At 48.0% G+C, this 15,788-nt stretch carries 18 protein-coding genes and 1 pseudogene; 2 read left to right on the forward strand and 17 right to left on the reverse strand.

Translation table 11 applies throughout. The features are described 5' to 3' along the window. On the reverse strand, positions 1 to 533 hold a 533-nt coding region (locus tag LZ23_RS05210; RefSeq protein ID WP_045212212.1), incomplete at its 3' end, for an Rpn family recombination-promoting nuclease/putative transposase. Positions 534 to 927: 394 nt separating this feature from the next. Between LZ23_RS05210 and LZ23_RS25470 the strand changes: the two genes are divergently transcribed. Next, positions 928 to 1,191, forward strand: a complete 264-nt coding sequence (locus LZ23_RS25470; protein WP_045212273.1) for a BrnT family toxin — start codon at positions 928 to 930, stop codon at positions 1,189 to 1,191. On the opposite strand, the gene LZ23_RS05220 is transcribed toward LZ23_RS25470, so the two are convergent. Further along, positions 1,176 to 1,508, reverse strand: coding sequence for a hypothetical protein (locus tag LZ23_RS05220; protein ID WP_045212214.1), 333 nt, complete (start codon positions 1,506 to 1,508; stop codon positions 1,176 to 1,178). The two genes, LZ23_RS25470 and LZ23_RS05220, sit on opposite strands and share 16 nt — an antisense overlap. A 136-nt stretch (positions 1,509 to 1,644) precedes the next feature. Here LZ23_RS05220 and LZ23_RS05225 point away from each other — a divergent pair, with 136 nt between their 5' ends. After that, the gene (locus LZ23_RS05225; protein WP_045212215.1) at positions 1,645 to 2,007 is read left to right on the forward strand and encodes a phosphoglucose isomerase-related protein; all 363 of its coding nucleotides are present in this window, start codon (positions 1,645 to 1,647) and stop codon (positions 2,005 to 2,007) included. Here LZ23_RS05225 and LZ23_RS05230 read toward each other — a convergent pair. The 15 genes and pseudogenes from LZ23_RS05230 to csx30 form a co-directional block, all read right to left on the reverse strand. Beyond that, the gene (locus LZ23_RS05230; protein ID WP_052507133.1) at positions 2,004 to 5,093 is read right to left on the reverse strand and encodes a CheR family methyltransferase; all 3,090 of its coding nucleotides are present in this window, start codon (positions 5,091 to 5,093) and stop codon (positions 2,004 to 2,006) included. The two genes, LZ23_RS05225 and LZ23_RS05230, sit on opposite strands and share 4 nt — an antisense overlap. A 376-nt stretch (positions 5,094 to 5,469) precedes the next feature. Then, positions 5,470 to 6,756 (reverse strand): PAS domain-containing sensor histidine kinase, encoded by a 1,287-nt coding sequence (locus LZ23_RS05235; RefSeq protein ID WP_045212217.1) that lies wholly within the window; start codon positions 6,754 to 6,756, stop codon positions 5,470 to 5,472. A gap of 477 nt (positions 6,757 to 7,233) precedes the next feature. Then, positions 7,234 to 7,446: a hypothetical protein gene (locus LZ23_RS05245; RefSeq protein WP_045212220.1), complete on the reverse strand. Its 213-nt coding sequence runs from the start codon at positions 7,444 to 7,446 to the stop codon at positions 7,234 to 7,236. A gap of 154 nt (positions 7,447 to 7,600) precedes the next feature. Next, positions 7,601 to 9,115 (reverse strand): B12-binding domain-containing radical SAM protein, encoded by a 1,515-nt coding sequence (locus LZ23_RS05250; RefSeq protein WP_045212221.1) that lies wholly within the window; start codon positions 9,113 to 9,115, stop codon positions 7,601 to 7,603. Positions 9,116 to 9,140: 25 nt separating this feature from the next. After that, complete coding sequence (locus LZ23_RS05255) at positions 9,141 to 9,365, reverse strand: hypothetical protein (RefSeq protein WP_045212223.1); 225 nt, start codon at positions 9,363 to 9,365, stop codon at positions 9,141 to 9,143. Positions 9,366 to 9,438: 73 nt separating this feature from the next. After that, positions 9,439 to 9,618, reverse strand: a complete 180-nt coding sequence (locus tag LZ23_RS05260) for a CsbD family protein (RefSeq protein ID WP_045212224.1) — start codon at positions 9,616 to 9,618, stop codon at positions 9,439 to 9,441. Between the two features lie 66 nt (positions 9,619 to 9,684). Continuing rightward, complete coding sequence (locus LZ23_RS05265; RefSeq protein ID WP_045212226.1) at positions 9,685 to 10,761, reverse strand: OmpA family protein; 1,077 nt, start codon at positions 10,759 to 10,761, stop codon at positions 9,685 to 9,687. Positions 10,762 to 10,832: 71 nt separating this feature from the next. Continuing rightward, complete coding sequence (locus LZ23_RS23270; protein ID WP_084590901.1) at positions 10,833 to 10,967, reverse strand: DUF3096 domain-containing protein; 135 nt, start codon at positions 10,965 to 10,967, stop codon at positions 10,833 to 10,835. A 106-nt stretch (positions 10,968 to 11,073) separates the two neighbouring features. Beyond that, positions 11,074 to 11,388 (reverse strand): BON domain-containing protein, encoded by a 315-nt coding sequence (locus tag LZ23_RS05270; RefSeq protein ID WP_045212228.1) that lies wholly within the window; start codon positions 11,386 to 11,388, stop codon positions 11,074 to 11,076. Between the two features lie 50 nt (positions 11,389 to 11,438). Continuing rightward, positions 11,439 to 11,588 carry a lmo0937 family membrane protein gene (locus LZ23_RS23900; RefSeq protein ID WP_157493109.1) on the reverse strand — a complete coding sequence of 50 codons (150 nt, stop codon included), beginning with the start codon at positions 11,586 to 11,588 and terminating at the stop codon, positions 11,439 to 11,441. A gap of 52 nt (positions 11,589 to 11,640) precedes the next feature. After that, positions 11,641 to 11,745: pseudogene (locus LZ23_RS05275) on the reverse strand (desulfoferrodoxin FeS4 iron-binding domain-containing protein); the annotation flags it as partial. A 347-nt stretch (positions 11,746 to 12,092) separates the two neighbouring features. Then, the gene (locus LZ23_RS05280; RefSeq protein WP_045212231.1) at positions 12,093 to 12,293 is read right to left on the reverse strand and encodes a hypothetical protein; all 201 of its coding nucleotides are present in this window, start codon (positions 12,291 to 12,293) and stop codon (positions 12,093 to 12,095) included. An 87-nt stretch (positions 12,294 to 12,380) separates the two neighbouring features. Beyond that, positions 12,381 to 12,947: a P-loop NTPase family protein gene (locus LZ23_RS05285; RefSeq protein WP_045212233.1), complete on the reverse strand. Its 567-nt coding sequence runs from the start codon at positions 12,945 to 12,947 to the stop codon at positions 12,381 to 12,383. Between the two features lie 99 nt (positions 12,948 to 13,046). Then, positions 13,047 to 13,808, reverse strand: coding sequence for a BON domain-containing protein (locus LZ23_RS05290; protein WP_052507134.1), 762 nt, complete (start codon positions 13,806 to 13,808; stop codon positions 13,047 to 13,049). A 134-nt stretch (positions 13,809 to 13,942) separates the two neighbouring features. After that, positions 13,943 to 15,709, reverse strand: a complete 1,767-nt coding sequence (gene csx30, locus LZ23_RS05295; protein ID WP_045212235.1) for a type III-E CRISPR-associated protein Csx30 — start codon at positions 15,707 to 15,709, stop codon at positions 13,943 to 13,945. Positions 15,710 to 15,788: the final 79 nt, after the last annotated feature.

Consider the following 15,788-nt stretch of genomic DNA (forward strand, 5'->3'; position numbering starts at 1 on the left):
TCCATAAGGATAGAGGTTTTGAAAGCCTCGTCTGCCATATGGGTTATGTCATGCAGTAAATGCCTGAACTTAGGAATAAAAACCCTGAATGATTCATGGGGTATTTCAAAATAGTCTTCAAAGTCGCAGCTGAATGTCCACTTACTTACACCGTGATAGATAATCACTGGAATGACTATAGGCAAGTAGCCTGACAGCTTGTTACGTCTATACAGGTTCATCCATTTCTGGACCGAATAGTGAAGAGCTTGAAGCAGTGCATACTTGTCCAGATAACTTTTATGTTCAAAGAGGAAATAGAGTTCTGCAATCTCGTTGCTGTTTTTTAGCCGAACCCTGACAACCACGTCAGTACGGAACTCTTTGAACTCTTGAGCTACAAACCCGCTGATATCTATTTCTATTTCTGACAAATCCAGGTAGGCCTTGATTTCATCTGGTATGTAATAGTTGATGAAATCTCGGACCAGCTCTTCATCCTGGAAAAAAGTCTTGAAGCCTACATCGTGTGGGGATGGAATTTCAAATGACATAGTGGTCTTAAAATATTGTAAGAGGATTGTATACGTGCATGAGGTACAGATATAGTAAGGTTTTAAGGAGCAGGCAAGGGTAAATTGGTTCTTCGACGTTTTATGTGGAATTGCAGCAAAAATCATGAAGTGTCCGGAGGCTCTTTTCGCCCCCTTTATGGGGCACGAGCGCCAAGCCCGTCAAGGCAGTCCCCTTCGGGGTTGGCTTTCGCCATGCCTTGACGGGCTTAGCTTTCTCGTACCTACTTCAATCATGGGCGACGGACGGAGATGCCTCCGACGGGGACTCAGAACAGAGATTGCGCATTGTGCCAGACTTTTTCGTGAATTCCACATGAAACGTCGAAGAGCCATAATTTGTTGCAATTTTCTAAAAAGAATGTATTCATCAATTATGAACTTCGAATGGGACCCATTAAAAAACACAAGCAACCAGATAAAACATGGCATCAGCTTTGAGAAAGCCAGTGCACTATGGGCTGATCCTGATCGCCTGGAAATTGAAGCCCCGTATCCGCTGGAGAACAGGCAAATCATGATCGGTAAAGTCGATGAGTGCATTTGGACAGCGATATATACTTTAAGAGATTCTGCGGTTAGACTCATCTCGTTTACGATCGGGGTCGGACCTAACCATCATACTCAAATATCAGGATAAATTTCCCAAATTAGCCTGTTTTCAGAGCTTAGAAGCCTCTTTTTACCATCAAAAACATCATTGCAAGCCGACAATGGTTCTTTCAAAGCATATAGTCCAGCCTTACTCACTTCATGAACTTTGCGGCCACAAGCATTTCCGCCAAGCCTCACCTTGACCTTTTCTACAAAATCCATGTAGCCCACAGTAACACTTTCAGTCCAGCTGGCTTCTCTGGGAGTGCGCTCATCCACTGCTGCCTGAACCCATCCAGAGTAAACCTGCAAAAAACTATGCCACACATGATCAGGCAGAAAATATCTGTTTGCTCTGGGCATGTTCTCTTACATCTATGTTTTTGGCCCTAAAAAAGGTAACCTAAGGCAATTTTTTGGCCCTGTAGAGGACCTTTACTCAATTAGTTCAATGGTTTGGTTAGGTCCGACCCCATAAAAACATAAAAAGTAATAAGCCATGATGATGGGCAAAACCAGTGCCGAGGCCGGGCAGGAGCTTCTGGACCAGGGCAGATCCATGGACGAGATCAACAGTATTCTGCCCCACAAGGTCTTTCCCGGCAACAAGCCGTCCAACTCCATCTTATTGCCTGAACTTACCCCTGAAAATCTGGGCGCGCTCATCGCCCTTTATGAGCATAAGGTCTTTGTGCAGGGTGTGATCTGGAATATCAATTCCTTTGATCAATGGGGCGTGGAGCTGGGCAAACAGCTGGCCAAAGATATTGAGCCGGAGCTGGAAGACCCCTCACCTGTAAATAACCACGACAGCTCAACCAACGGACTGATTAATACCTGGAAAAAGATGTACTGGCTTTAACAGACCGCTCCCTGGTCTTCTCCTGCACCTGAGTCGGAGATGTCTTTTGCCAGGCACAGAACCCAAATGGGTTTTCCATGTTCGTTGCCAACAGGTTTAACCTGCAACTGATATGCTTTTTTCTCACCGGAGCCTGTAACTGATTTGCTCAAGACCTCCCCCTCTTCTCCACCGGCAAGCACCCTGCGGATAAGGCTAAGCTGCACACCATCTTCATCAGGCAGGAAAAGGTCGCCAAGAGTCTTCCCGAATATTTCTCCGGGCTTCCTTTTCAATTCCCGGGCAAAGGCGGTGTTCACAAAACGGTAAGTTTCATCGCTGTTGAGGATACATATCCGGTCTGTGGAGCTCTGGGCGAGCAAACGGTATAATTTTTGGCTTCGCTCCAGCTCATCCCGAGCCTTCTTCATCTCGGTTATGTCCACAAATGTCAGCACGGCACCCTCAATCACATTGTCCAGAGTACGGTAAGGCAGAATGCGCATGGTGTACCAGGAACCCATGCGGGTCTGAACTTCCACCTCTTTGGAGATCAAAGTGTCCAGCACGGCCTTGATATCTTCCACCAGATGGTCATACCCCACAAGATTGGAAACGATGTGAGCCACGGGTCGTCCTACATCGCTGGGAATCAGGTTGATGATCCTTGTAGCCGAGGGAGTAAATCGCAGGATACGCAGGTCATGATCAATAAAAATAGTGCCAATGCCTGTACCGGCCAGCAGATTATTCATGTCATTGTTGGCCCGGGTCAGTTCGGATACATTGGTTTGCAGTTCGGAATTGACCGTGGACAACTCTTCATTGACTGCCTGCAGTTCCTCTTTAGAAGTTTCAAGTTCTTCATTGGTGGATTGCAATTCTTCATTGACCGACTGCATATCCTCATTGGAGGATCTGAGTTCTTCATTGGAGGTCTGCAGTTCTTCAGTGGAAGTCAGGAGATATTCTTCCTTGGCCCTTAGTTCCTGTTCAAGGGCGGCAATGCGTGCTTCTGCGTCAATCAGGTCCGGCTGCCCTGTTTTTCCCCCATGGTCAAAAGAGGAGTCTTTTTGTCTTGCCGATTGCAGTTCCGAGACCTGTCTCTGTTCCAGAATTACCATATACAGATCAGTCTCTTGCCCGGTGTTTGAACCTGCAGCTATCGGTAAAACGGTCAGGTTGACAAAAATATAGTTACCATTGTTTTTGACCCGCAGGTCAGAATAACTCACCAGTTTTTGGTCCGAAACAACACTGTGCAGGGCGATGGTCAGGTTGTGCTTCAGACCTTCACGGGCCATCTTCAGGATGTTGTTTGTTCCGGCTTCGCCAGTAGCAGGCTCCAGATAAGATCCGGCGCGGCCATGCAGATACAGGATGTCGCCCCGGGAGTTAATGAGGGCCGCAACAGGCGACATCTGTCTCAAAAGGGCCTGTTCGGTCAGTTCACGCAGGGACGGTTTGCCGGGTCTGTCCGTCTTTGACGTAGTCGGAGATAATGGCCAGGCAGTTGATCTTGTGGACGGAGAAAAGAATTTAAGAGCCGCATGGTTGGTTTGGTAATGATCATCCTTACGTTCAAACAATTTTGACTTGCGATCCAGGGGGGCGAATAAATCGTTAAAATCCCCCACAGTCTCCGAAGTGCCAAGGAAAAGAAAACCTCCAGGATTCAGGGAGTAATGGAACAAAGGGATGATTTTTTTTTGCAGCTCCCCACCCATATAGATAAGCAGATTGCGGCAACAAATCAGGTCAAGCCTGGAAAAAGGGGGGTCCTTGATCACGTCCTGTTCGGAAAAAATCACCATATTACGGATTTTTTTGTGAATGCGAAAGGCGCTGCCATCGGGTTCAGCCACAAAAAAACGAGCCAGCCGTTCCCTGGTGATATCCGGAGCAATACTGGCCGGATACAGACCAGCCCTGGCCGTGGCTATAGCCTGGGAGTCAATATCCGTGGCAAAAACCTGAATATCGATACTTTGTTTCAGATTATCCTGATGTTCAGCCAGCAACATGGCCAGAGAATATGCTTCCTCGCCAGAGGAACAACCTACCGACCAGACCCGGATCGGATTTTTCTTTTTTTTCTTTTCGGATTCTCCGGTAAAAAGCCTGGGGATAACCTGTTGTTCCAATGTCTTGAAGGCTTCCTTGTCACGGAAAAAACTGGTCACGCCAATAAGCAGGTCACGAAACAATCCTTTCACTTCTGAAGGGTCCTGCTGCAGGAATTTGACGTATCCATCCATGGATTCGATCTGATGGACAGCCATGCGCCTTTCCACGCGGCGATGAATAGTGCTTGGCTTGTACTGGGAAAAATCATGTCCGGTCTGATCGCGCAATAGAATAAACATTTTTTTCAGGGCATTCTTAGGGGGCTGGACCATGGCGGACTTGGGGATATTGCCGAAGGCTTGGGCCACATAGGCCATGATCTGGGCGGGCATTTTTGCCGGCGGCAATTCATAGTCCACCAGCCCTGTGGCCAGGGCGCTGCGCGGCATGCCGTCATGCTCGGAGGATGCCAGGCTTTGGACCATGACCATGCCGCCCTCGCCCTTAATGGCTCGCACGCCCAGGGCGCCGTCGCTGCCCGTGCCCGAGAGCACCACGCAAATGGCCCGCTCACGTTTATCCTGAGCCAGAGACCTGAAAAAAAAATCAATGGGCAGGCGCTGACCCCGTGGAGCGGATGGTTCCAGCAGCTGCAGTGCGCCGTTTAAAAAGGCCATGTCGCGGCCCGGCGGGATTATATAGGCGCAGTTGGGTCGGACCGTCATTCCGTCCTCGACTTCAAATACCTGCATGCGGGTATAGCGCCTTATGAGTTCGGTAAGGATACTCTTGTGGTCCGGGGCCAGGTGCTGGACCAGGACAAAGGCCATACCAGGATCAATGTCCGCCGGCATGCCGGAAAAAAAGGCTTCAAAAGCAGCAAGTCCCCCGGCTGAGGCGCCGATGCCGACAATGGGAAAGTCCGGGGAAGAATCCTGGTCCGACTGTTTTATATCGGTGGAATCCGGTTCAGTCCTTTTTTCTTTGATGACCTTGGAAGATTTTGGAGGTTTTACCTTATTTTTTTGGGAGGAAGTCATGCCGGTCTCCTTGGACTTTGATCCTTATTAAAAAACGTCACTAATGATCAAGGGCAAGGAGTTTCAATTACATTTTACCGGTTAACAAAGCAAGATCATATCAAAATCCGTGATCTGTTGAGTTTTAAGTGAAAAGTTTTAAGCTGATTGTTGAAGAAATCAACAATCATTTCTGGCACTTGACAGTCAAAAGTTCTCTTAACCATTTGAATTCATTTACCATGATTCTACCTGTTCGTCATTCCGGCGAAAGCCGGAATCCAGTGTCTTTTCAATAGGATAAAAGACTGGATGCCGGATCAAAGCCTGTCCCGGACTTTGATCCGGCATCCGGCATGACCGGGAGAACTTTTGACTCTCAAGTTCTGGAAACAGATCATCCCTTAAGAACCGGAAGTGTAATGAAAAACCTGGATCCCTGGTCAGGGATGCTTTCCGCCCAGATTTGCCCTCCGTGTTTTTCAACAAATTCTCTGCACAGGATCAGCCCCAGGCCTGATCCTTTCCCCCCACTTTTGCCGGAGTGCCATGTTTTGTGGTCAGTGGAAAAAATTTTATCTATTAACTGCTGATCCATGCCGATGCCGTTGTCTTGCACGGAAACTGTGACCATATCATCGCTCTGTGTGGCCTTGATGACTACCGTGCCGTGGGTCTTACTGAATTTTACAGCGTTGGAAATGAGATTTCGCAGTACAGTGTTGAGCATATGAGGATCGGCGAAGATATTAAAACTCTCGGGAACAATGATTTTCAAGGCTACTGATTTCTGATCGGCCATGGTCTGAGTCAAATCCGTATTGTTTTTAACCATATCCTTCAGGTTAATCTCTACTGGTTCCAGTTCAATTTTTCCACATTGAAGGGAGGACCATTCCAGCAGATTTTCGAGCAGGAGAAACAATGTTTCCGCGGAGTTTTTCATTCCTGAAAAAACTTCCTGCAGTTTGTTCGGCGACCACTCAGTAATACCATTGGCCAGCAGCCTGGCAATACCGACAAATCCAACCATGGGTGAGCGCAGATCATGGGCGATTATTGAGAACAGTTTATCCTTTTCACTCAGCACCCGCTGAAGCTTCTCATCAATCTGCTTACGTTTGGAAATATCATTGATCACCACACGGCAACGGTTTGAAGGTTCTTCATCCTTAGCTTGTACTGTACTTCCCCTCAGATGCGTCCAGAGGGTTGTTCCGTCTGCTTTGAGCAGTCGCAGCTCACATTCCTGGGGTTCGCCGGTTTCAAAGAGTTTTTTATGGTGCAGGTAGTAGATATCCTGATCTTGTTTGAGGATGAATTGAGAAAGCGGCTTTTTCGCCAAAAAGCTGCGAGCCAGTCCCAGCAGGGTGGCGGCAGTAAGATTGGCTTCCAGGATCAGCCCCTGTTGGGAAATAGTGCAGTAGCCCACTGGGGCCAGGTCGTAGAGATCAAAATAGCGCTCACGGCTTTCCTCCAGTTCTGCCTGGACTGCGCGCAGTTCCTCGTTCTGCAGCTCCAGCTCGATCTGATGCACCCGCAGTTCATATAGTTTCCGGCTGATGTCTTCAGGAGACAGGACAGTAATGTCTTCAAGCTTAAGAGCATAGTCCTTCGAGGCAATTTCTTTGGCCTGCCGACGCAGATCAGAAACTCCTTCAATGCGATAATCCAAGCCCGTCATGGGATCCTCCTTCATTTACCGGTCCAGTAAAAAGTTCATTGTTAAGTCAGGATATGCATCTCAAAACCGTAACTATTCATCATGCTGTAAGGCCGGCCTGCATCCTGAATTCATTTCTGCCCCGGCAAACTCCCGGCATGAGCCCGCAAGTCAAAACTATAAGGCGCTTAGTACAAATTTTAAACCGACATGTTGTTTCATTTTGAAAGGCTGCCAAGAGGTTTTGCCCACGGAACACACGGAAGGACACCCCAGTGAAATAAGAAGAAATTTCACGGGGCAGGCGGAAGGAAGAAGTGATAATTTATCCGCCAGGGAAAAAGACGCCTAGCGGATAAGGCTTCGCCGCAAGGCGAAAGAATTTATTCCGTGCTTTTCCGTGTGTTCCGCGGGCAGTCTCTTTTGCCCCGAAGAACAATTACTCAAAACTTTTATAAGCCCTGGAATGTCGGCTTGTCTGCAACCAGGGGCAGCTGTTTACAGTTTGCCTTGTGGCGCATGCCCTGAAACATCTTCAGAAGGTTCAATGATGATGTCGCCTTTGCTGATGCAGCTGCGATCCCTGTAAACCTCCAGGGCCCAGCCCTGAAACTTTGCACCGCATTGGGTACATTTTCCCTTGAGCGGCAAATTTACTTTCTGAGCATTGTATTCCATTGTTGATTCAACCTTATCAGTGAGTTTGATCATTAAAAGAGGCCCCTTCCTGGCAACTGACTGCTATGCCTTTGTAAAGTGGGGCCTGCTTCCAGCAGGCCTTCTTTAAAAACAGCCGGCAGGATGCCGGCTCCACTTACAACTTCCATTACGACCAACATGCTGGTTTGAAATTTGTGCTAAGCGCCTACAACACCCTCAATTCACATACCTTCCTAAAATGGTACCCGTAGATGGCCAGGGTGACTGCCAGGGGCAGGGCCCTGGGACGCCGGAACAGGGTCCAGAAGAAGAGCTTCCAGTAGTGGAAGCGTTCTTTGCCCAGGATGCCCAGGCGGATAATTGACCGAATCAGGGCCAGCATGCTTTCCGAGGTGCTCCGGATATGCATCGGGTTTTTGTTGCTTGGAAAATTATACTCCCGAAGAAAGGTCATGACCCGCTGATAATATGCTGCAGGCGAATAAATGTTCTTCAACAGTTCCCTGTATCCTTTTTGCAGTGACTCCAGATTCATGACCGGAATGATATTGGTGGTCCCATCCACATTGTTTCCTGAAAAGCACTCCTGCAGCCGGCCGGACTGCTTGAGCCTGCTGTAGAGCCTGGTGCCTGGAGGGGCCTGGAGCAGACCGACCATGGCTGTAGCTATACCGCTTTCCTGTATGAACTCCACAAGACTGGAGAATATTCCACTGTCATCATTGTCAAAGCCGATAATAAATCCGCCCTGGACCTGGATTCCAAAGCGCTGGATGCGCTTCACGTCCCGGATCAGATCGCGATGGATGTTCTGTCCCTTGCCGCATTCGGCAAGACTGGCCTCGTTGGGGGTTTCAATGCCGATGAACACGTTGTCAAAACCTGCTGCAACCATCATGGTCAGCAGTTCTTCGTCGTCAGCCAGGTTGATGGAAGCCTCGGTGCCAAAGGGCACGCCTTTTTTATCTTCCCTCCAGCGGATCAGGGCAGGCAAAAGCTCGGTCTTGAGCCGACGTTTGTTTCCGATGAGATTGTCATCCACGAAAAAGATTCCGCCCCGCCACCCCTGGGCATAAAGACTGTCCAGCTCGGCGATCATCTGAGGCGCGCTTTTACTTCTCGGAATGCGTCCCAAAAGTGCCGTGATATTGCAGAAGTCGCAATTAAAGGGGCAGCCCCGGGAATACTGAACGCTCATGGTGGCGTACTGCTTCAGTTCCAGCAGGTCCCAGCGGGGAATGGGCGTCTGCCCCATGTCAGCATACTTATCCGAGGAATAAATGCGTTTTGGCCGCCCCTGATCCAGGTCCTTCAAGAATTCGGGCAGGGTCAGCTCGGCCTCGTTGAGCACAAAATAATCCACTTCAGGAAAGTGTTCATGCTCAACCGTGAACAGAGGTCCCCCGGCAACCACTTTCAGGCCCGCTTCCACGCACCTGTTAATTACCTTTCTGGATGATTCGCGCTGCACGGTCATGGCGCTTATGAACGCGTAATCCGCCCAGTCCAGATCTTCCATGGATAACCCCCTGATGTTCATGTCCACCAGACGCAGACTCCAGTTTTTGGGAAGCATGGCTGCTATAGTCACCAGCCCAAGAGGAGGCAGGGAGACCTTCTTGCCCACAAATTTCAGGGCATGCTTGAAGCTCCAAAAAGTGTCCGGAATCTCCGGATAGATGAGCAGGATATTTGGGGTATTTGTTTTAACAGGAGTCATATGCCCTCCTCATGAAAGTATTAGACTAAGTCTTCCTGTTGCTTCCGACAACCAGAAGCACTCCACCGATCACTACCGCTCCAATGCCGGCCCAGATAGGAATATTAACCGTTTCCCTGTCCTGTACAGACAATGAAAGTGGTCCGACACTGGTTTCATGGGTCGCCTTGGTGTAGGTGAAACCGCCGTAGGCCAGTCCCAGGACCCCGGCAAGGATCAGCGCGATTGCGGCAATCTTGATTCCATTCATCTGACATTCTCCCTTTGAGCAAACTGAAATGCAGAGGCTGATAAATGATGGGCCCCTGCACAACTTGCCCCTGTTATTTATTAAAAGACCTTTTCACGTCGCCGACCTTTTCCTGAGCCTTGCCGCCGAGATTCTCGACTTTTCCCTCTGCTTCAAGGTCGGGATTATTAACTGCTTTCCCGATGACTTCCTTGACCTTGCCTTTGGCTTGGTGCATCTTGCCTTCGGCCTCATCCCTTGTACTTGATTTCATGATCTTTTATCCTCTGTGGTTAGTTGGCTTCCATCCGGAAAGAAAGACTTTCCGGATGGAGACTAGTTAATTAAGGTTGAGCTCAACCCTGCGGTTCAGAGCGCGGCCTTCTCTGGTATTATTGTTAAACTTGGGATTAGTCAGGCCATACCCCTTTATTTTAATCCGATCTTTGCTTACTCCTTCCTGGATCAGGAAGTCAGCCACTGACTGAGCCCTTCTCTCGGACAGTTCCATGTTATACTGGGCTGGGCCTGTATAGTCTGTATGTCCTGCTACAATAACTGTTTGGTCAGTTCTGACTATAATCCTGGCGGCTTCCCTGAGGTTTTCCCTGAACTCGGATTTTATTTCGGTCCGGTCAAAGTCGAAGTTGATATTATTGAATACAATCACTTCTTCCACAGGCACAGGTCTGGGTTCAGGTCTGGGTTCAGGTCTGGGCTCAGGCGCAGGAGCAATGACGACTTCCCTTGTGTCAAAAAAGACTTTTTGTATGAAATCGGCCCTGACATTGTCTCCGGCCAGGTCAGCAGCACCAGCAACCGCCGAACACGGGTTCAGCCCGGCCCACTCATCCACGGCCGTCTTTTCTGCCTCAGACTGAGCAAAACTGATGAAATGAAAACAGATCCGATCACCATATCTGTTATACATGTCCTGCATGACGCCTTTGGGATCTGGTCCGAGGTTTGATTCCCCATCGGTCACCACAATTAGGGCTGTCCTGTCCTGAAGACGGGAAACTGGAACATCCAGACTCTCAAACCCGGTACCCATGGGAGTCCGGCGTCCGAAAATTTCAAAATCAACCGGGATGGTGTTAAAAGCATCTTCCAAACCCTGGCGGTTAAAACCGGACACCGGCTGGAACTCTTTATATGGCGCATAGGTATAGACCCCGAAATCGGCATCAAGTTCAGGTACTTCATTGTTTATGGTTACAAGCAGATCCCTGGCGGCCACACTTTTTTTCTTGCCCAGGGCTTCATACTGAAAACCCATGGATCCTGAATTATCAACATGATAAACAAAATTTTCAGCCTTTGGTTCCAGTACCTGCTGAGCATCGGCCGCACTCAAGCTGCCGAAACCGAGCAACAGGCACAGAGTAAAACAACCTGTCAACAAAAATTTTTTCATATATGTATGTCTCCTGTCTCTTTAGTTTCAAGTTTAAAAAAGTTTGATTAAAAGTTCGAGAAAGGTCGGGATCATCTAATCAGTCCGAGAATGCCGAATATGATCAGGTAGACCGCGACGATGTAGTTCAACAGTCTCGGGAAAACGAGGATCAGAATTCCCGCGATTAGAGCAGCTAACGGCTCAGGCGCTATACTTATTCCCATATGTTACCTCCTTGTTTTTACCTGTTAAGTCCGATGTCTCCAGAAAAAAACCATGCAGGGGGCACTCTTGTTCCCGAGTCCAGGCAAAAACCCTGGAAAATGCTTCCTACTTCACTATGAGATCGTTTTTAACAGCCGTGACCCCTTTGACGTCTCTGGTGATTTCAACAGCCCTGTTCACGGCCTGATGCGAATTAACAAATCCGCTCAGTTGGACCGTACCTTTATAGGTTTCAACGCTGATCTGAAAAGACTTGAGAAAATCATCAGCCGCAAGCAGGGATTTGACCTTGGTGGTAATGACCGTATCATCTATGTATTCACCGGTGCTCGACTGTTTGGATGATGATCCGCATCCCGCAAAGGATGCAATGAGCATAATAATTATTACGTAGCCGAAAAAAATATACATTTTTCTCATGACAATAGCTCCTTAGATACCCTGCCTTGTCCGGCAAGGTTGTTGGGTGATCAGGTGATCCTTCGTCCCTGAAGAACCTGAACCACGATAACAATGATGGCGATGACCAGAAGAATATGCAGTACACCACCCAGGGTGTACCCGCTCATCAATCCCAGCAACCACAAAACCAAAAGTATGACAAAGATTGTCCACAGCATAATTTACCTCCTGTACGGCGCGGTTCATTACCATCGAGCTCAATTACTGCTTCTTCATGGGCTCGCCGCAACAAACCAACTCGCCTTCACCTGCTTTCCTGACTTCCACGACATTGCCACATGCTTCACATTTATAAACTTCTTGAACCTTAGTCATTGCTTCCCTCCCGGATTATATGGTTATTTGTATGCATGGGATCTTTTTTTAATCATTCCCAAGCCTCTGCCAAAAAAAATCTACTCTTGCGTCATCTATTCTATTTTACTTATATTAATAATTTTCCAGATCCGCGTCTGTAGGGAAAACACACATTTTTCGTGAGGAATAATCCCGAAAATCAGGAATATGTCACGAATGGACATTGAGGACCGAAAAATCCGCTAGCCGGCATTGCCTGACGAGCCGTTGACCCTGGGTTGAATATCATGTTGAAGATATCCATGCAGGGGGTCGCTTTCCGAATACAAGCCTTTGTCCTTTTTCGGCATTTAATTATTGTAATTTCAGGTGGCCCTGAACAGGTCCTCTACACCATGGGCCATGACCATGAATTCTGGCTGCGGATGCCTTTCAATGATCCGGCTGTATTTGGAAGGTTCAATGATGATGTCGCCTCCGCAGATGCAGACGCGATTCTCGTAAACCTCCAGGGCCCAGCCCTTAATCCTTGCACCGCATTTCATACATTTTCCTTCGGGCTGCATATTTACCTCCTTAATATTGCATTTCATCCCAGGTTCTACCTTCTCTCTGATCGTATATACTCATGGTTCACCTCGTAAATCGGGTTGCTACCGATACCGATTCAGTTCCATTTCCAATGGGTCGAGCCTGCGAGAGATGTCTGCTCTCTCTTCGTGCGTGGTGGACCTGCCTCCTTCCGTCATATGCAGGTAATCACGCCGAATGGAGTCCAGCCTGTATTGAATTTCCCGACCCTCTGCCGAGGGCAAACGCCTGTTGATTCTTGCATCATCAATTTTCATTTGGAGAGCGTTAATCCTGTCCGCGTTCCTTGGTTCTTCAATTCTCAAAGGGCGAACAAGAGTCCTGTCAATTTCATTTCCAAGCCTTTCAAGTCGCACATTGAGCCTGTCCCATTCATCCCGGTGAACGGGTGTGTTTCTCAAATCCGTATAGTCTGTTCGAATGCCTTTCAGTGTCGTCAGAAACATCTGTGACTGGTCAGGAGTGAGCGCGCCGGTTTTCAGCCCGTCTCCAATCTTTTCCTGGATGACGACCATCCTGTTTTCCGCGCTTCGTTCATAATCCGGCCATGTTTGCGGCATGGTCGCGCATCCAGCGAACAATGCGATTACAAAAATCATGAATACTGTCCCTGCAATAGTGTTCTTCATTTTATTGCTCCTTTCTCTAGCCGGTATCCTAAGACAGGCATGATAAAAAATCACCGGAACAGCCGACTCCCGGCTGTTCCGGTTGATCCAGAACGAGGGTTACTGGACGGTCATGTTGTTGACCACATTCTTTACGCCCTTTACATCACTGGCGTATCTTGCGGCCAATTCCTTTTCCGCCGCGTTTTCAGCCTCACCGCTTAGCGTGACCACTCCGTCACTGGTCTCGACCTTGGTGTTCATGCCGCTGGTCGAGCGATGATACAGCAACGCTGCTTTGACCAGGGCGGTGATGGAGGCGTCGTCAATCTTTTCACTTACGGTTTTTTTGACCGGTTCTTTGGCAGCCTTTGCAACTGTCATCTCATTCTTGACTTTTTTAACTCCCTCAACATCCTTGGCGTATTCCGTAGTCAGATCAATTTGGGCCTGGTTGTCAGCTTCACCTTTCAGGGTCACTATTCCGTCCTTGGTGCTCACTTCCGTCATGGCGCTTACGCTGCGATGGAACAGGAGCGTTGATTTCACTTTCAGGGTGATCCACGTATCCGACATCTCAGCGGGGCGTTCACCTTTTAATTCCAGTTCGTTGTTCACACTCTCCACTCCGGGCAGATTCGCCGCGGTCTCCTGAGCCAGTTGTTTGTGGGATTCTTCGGCGACCGTTCCCGATAACGTCACAACACCATCCTTGGACTGGATTTGAACATCTCCGTCCTTGAGGAATGTCTTGAACACGTAAGAATCTTTTGCGGATGAGACGATGCGGTCGTCCGTTACGGACGCGAAACTGATGCTGTTCAATAACACGAGTGAGAGCATGGCAAATGCCACAGCCAAGCGATACATTGAACTTTTCACGATGCATTCTCCTTGTTTTGGTTATCTTCAGCTGAAGGTAACGCATTTATTGAACTTCTAACCGGACACTACTGATGTCAGATATCTGAAAAATCAAGATGTTATAATTGGTTAGTTGAGAATCAATAGCAGAATTATTTGTAGCTGAAGCTAAATATTTCAATCTGTGCATTGGGAAATACGGTCCTGATTTCCTGCTCAAACCGGACTGGATCGAGCACATCATCTGTGTTTGACATCTGTGAGGTCAACTCAGCAAACCCATCAACAGCATTATCAAAATAAACCAGATAAAACACTTCTGAGCCTGAATCCGCTGTAAAGCAGGACCTGGAAACTTTGTCAGGAAAGATCTGGGTTGAGTCTTTATGAAGTGGTCCTTCTAAATATTTAGTAGTCTGGCCTCCAGCATCCTGGTGCAGCAGGTAGGCATAGACGTCTCTGGTTGGGGTGAAGAGGAGCTGGAAGCAGTCTTTGGAGGAAAGAACAGCCCCGGATTCTGCGGTTATGACTGTCTCTGCCTCATCTGAGCGGGTCAGGGGCAATACCTGATACACACGCATTTCAAAGTTTATGTGCATCTGGTCTTCTTGGCGCAAGAGAAATTGGACAGAGATCACAATAAGAAATGCGGCCACTGCTGTGATAAGGACAATTGGGTTGCCAAGCCAGGCTTTCAGTTTCTCCAGCCAGGACTTTGGCTTGTCTTTTCCAACGCTTGAGGCTGGTCTTTGTGGTCGGGACTTTATCTTTTCAACCCCATCTGAATCCTCGACCGAGATAATAGATCTTACCAGGCCAGCCATGTCTGCTTTTCTGTTTCTGGCTTCAGCCTGGACCACATTCAGCTGTTCAATCCAATAATCAAGTGTGGCTTGAACTGCCTCTTCAAGGCTAAGTCTGCCTTGCTGGAGTAGATTCAGCCTTTGAATCACTCTGCCTGCAGGGTTGTCCGGGCTAGATGTTTCCTTGATGCGGTCAAATATTTTTTCACATTGCTCAAGCAGCTTAAAACGCTCTGCTTCATCAATATCAGGGGCAAAAAGAGCTGCGGACAGCCCCAGTGCAAACCTGTCCTGGATTGTCATTGTCGAGCTTTGCAGAAGAGACTGGCTGAGTCTGACCGCCGCTTTCTGTTCTACCATCTCAGGCAGAATTTTATCCAGATTTATTTCTTCCACGAACCTCCAGAGACGAAGCGACCAGTGAGTGTCAAGCAATTTAACGAACTTTCTGGCGATGAGGCTCTGTTTCTGAATATAATTTTTCAGGACCTGATCTTGCTGGATTTCTGCATAAAAAAGGGGAAGTTCGTCTTTGATTTCTCGAGGCAGGTTGTCTGGCTGGTTTATGTTTTCAGCAATAAGAAACAGGGTGTCAGAATCAACCTTGTTGAAAAGATCATACCAGGGGAAAAGGTAATGCTGCTCAGGCCGGATATATTCCAGAGCTTTTCGCCGATATTTGTGAAATGTCGACAAACGAAGCGCTGAAAAGTCATGTGAAAAGAAGAAGGAAGTTACTTGTTTATAACACCTTGTTGTTTTTTGCAGTAATTCTTCTGCCATTTTTTCGTCTTTGGGGGCAAGAAGTCTTTCTGCTGCTTCCATAAAAAAGACTAGGTTGTCCAGCCTGTCAAAGGCTTCAAGGACCGAGGCCTTGTCTGAGTCATCCTCTGTCATGTCCAGGATGTCTGGCTGATTAAGAAAATCTAACGCTTCCAAGGCCTTTTTGATAATCAGATCCAGGTCGTGGCGCAATTCAAGGCCTAACTTTTCATAAGAAAAGACATCTTTCCCCAGGTGTTCTAGGAGCTCCTGCTGCTCAATATGATCCCTAAAGGACAACCGCCCCCATTCCAGAAAGTTGATGGTTGAAATGTGTAATTCATTTGGGATCATGGTTTTTCTCTCTTTCAGAATATGGAAATGCCTGTATATGAAGCAACAATCCTTTGGCCGGACCATGCCTTGTCAATCA

Origin of the sequence: Desulfonatronovibrio magnus (genome assembly GCF_000934755.1) — a bacterium.
In the GTDB taxonomy this organism is placed as follows: domain Bacteria; phylum Desulfobacterota; class Desulfovibrionia; order Desulfovibrionales; family Desulfonatronovibrionaceae; genus Desulfonatronovibrio; species Desulfonatronovibrio magnus.

Excerpts from the sequence above, each read along its gene's own strand:
- LZ23_RS25470 (WP_045212273.1), top strand. The coding sequence starts at position 928 with ATGAACTTCGAATGGGACCCATTAAAAAACACAAGCAACCAGATAAAA.
- LZ23_RS05220 (WP_045212214.1), bottom strand. The coding sequence starts at position 1,508 with ATGCCCAGAGCAAACAGATATTTTCTGCCTGATCATGTGTGGCATAGT.
- LZ23_RS05225 (WP_045212215.1), top strand. The coding sequence starts at position 1,645 with ATGATGATGGGCAAAACCAGTGCCGAGGCCGGGCAGGAGCTTCTGGAC.
- LZ23_RS05230 (WP_052507133.1), bottom strand. The coding sequence starts at position 5,093 with ATGACTTCCTCCCAAAAAAATAAGGTAAAACCTCCAAAATCTTCCAAG.
- LZ23_RS05235 (WP_045212217.1), bottom strand. The coding sequence starts at position 6,756 with ATGACGGGCTTGGATTATCGCATTGAAGGAGTTTCTGATCTGCGTCGG.
- LZ23_RS05245 (WP_045212220.1), bottom strand. The coding sequence starts at position 7,446 with ATGATCAAACTCACTGATAAGGTTGAATCAACAATGGAATACAATGCT.
- LZ23_RS05250 (WP_045212221.1), bottom strand. The coding sequence starts at position 9,115 with ATGACTCCTGTTAAAACAAATACCCCAAATATCCTGCTCATCTATCCG.
- LZ23_RS05255 (WP_045212223.1), bottom strand. The coding sequence starts at position 9,365 with ATGAATGGAATCAAGATTGCCGCAATCGCGCTGATCCTTGCCGGGGTC.
- LZ23_RS05260 (WP_045212224.1), bottom strand. The coding sequence starts at position 9,618 with ATGAAATCAAGTACAAGGGATGAGGCCGAAGGCAAGATGCACCAAGCC.
- LZ23_RS05265 (WP_045212226.1), bottom strand. The coding sequence starts at position 10,761 with ATGAAAAAATTTTTGTTGACAGGTTGTTTTACTCTGTGCCTGTTGCTC.
- LZ23_RS23270 (WP_084590901.1), bottom strand. The coding sequence starts at position 10,967 with ATGGGAATAAGTATAGCGCCTGAGCCGTTAGCTGCTCTAATCGCGGGA.
- LZ23_RS05270 (WP_045212228.1), bottom strand. The coding sequence starts at position 11,388 with ATGAGAAAAATGTATATTTTTTTCGGCTACGTAATAATTATTATGCTC.
- LZ23_RS23900 (WP_157493109.1), bottom strand. The coding sequence starts at position 11,588 with ATGCTGTGGACAATCTTTGTCATACTTTTGGTTTTGTGGTTGCTGGGA.
- LZ23_RS05280 (WP_045212231.1), bottom strand. The coding sequence starts at position 12,293 with ATGCAGCCCGAAGGAAAATGTATGAAATGCGGTGCAAGGATTAAGGGC.
- LZ23_RS05285 (WP_045212233.1), bottom strand. The coding sequence starts at position 12,947 with ATGAAGAACACTATTGCAGGGACAGTATTCATGATTTTTGTAATCGCA.
- csx30 (WP_045212235.1), bottom strand. The coding sequence starts at position 15,709 with ATGATCCCAAATGAATTACACATTTCAACCATCAACTTTCTGGAATGG.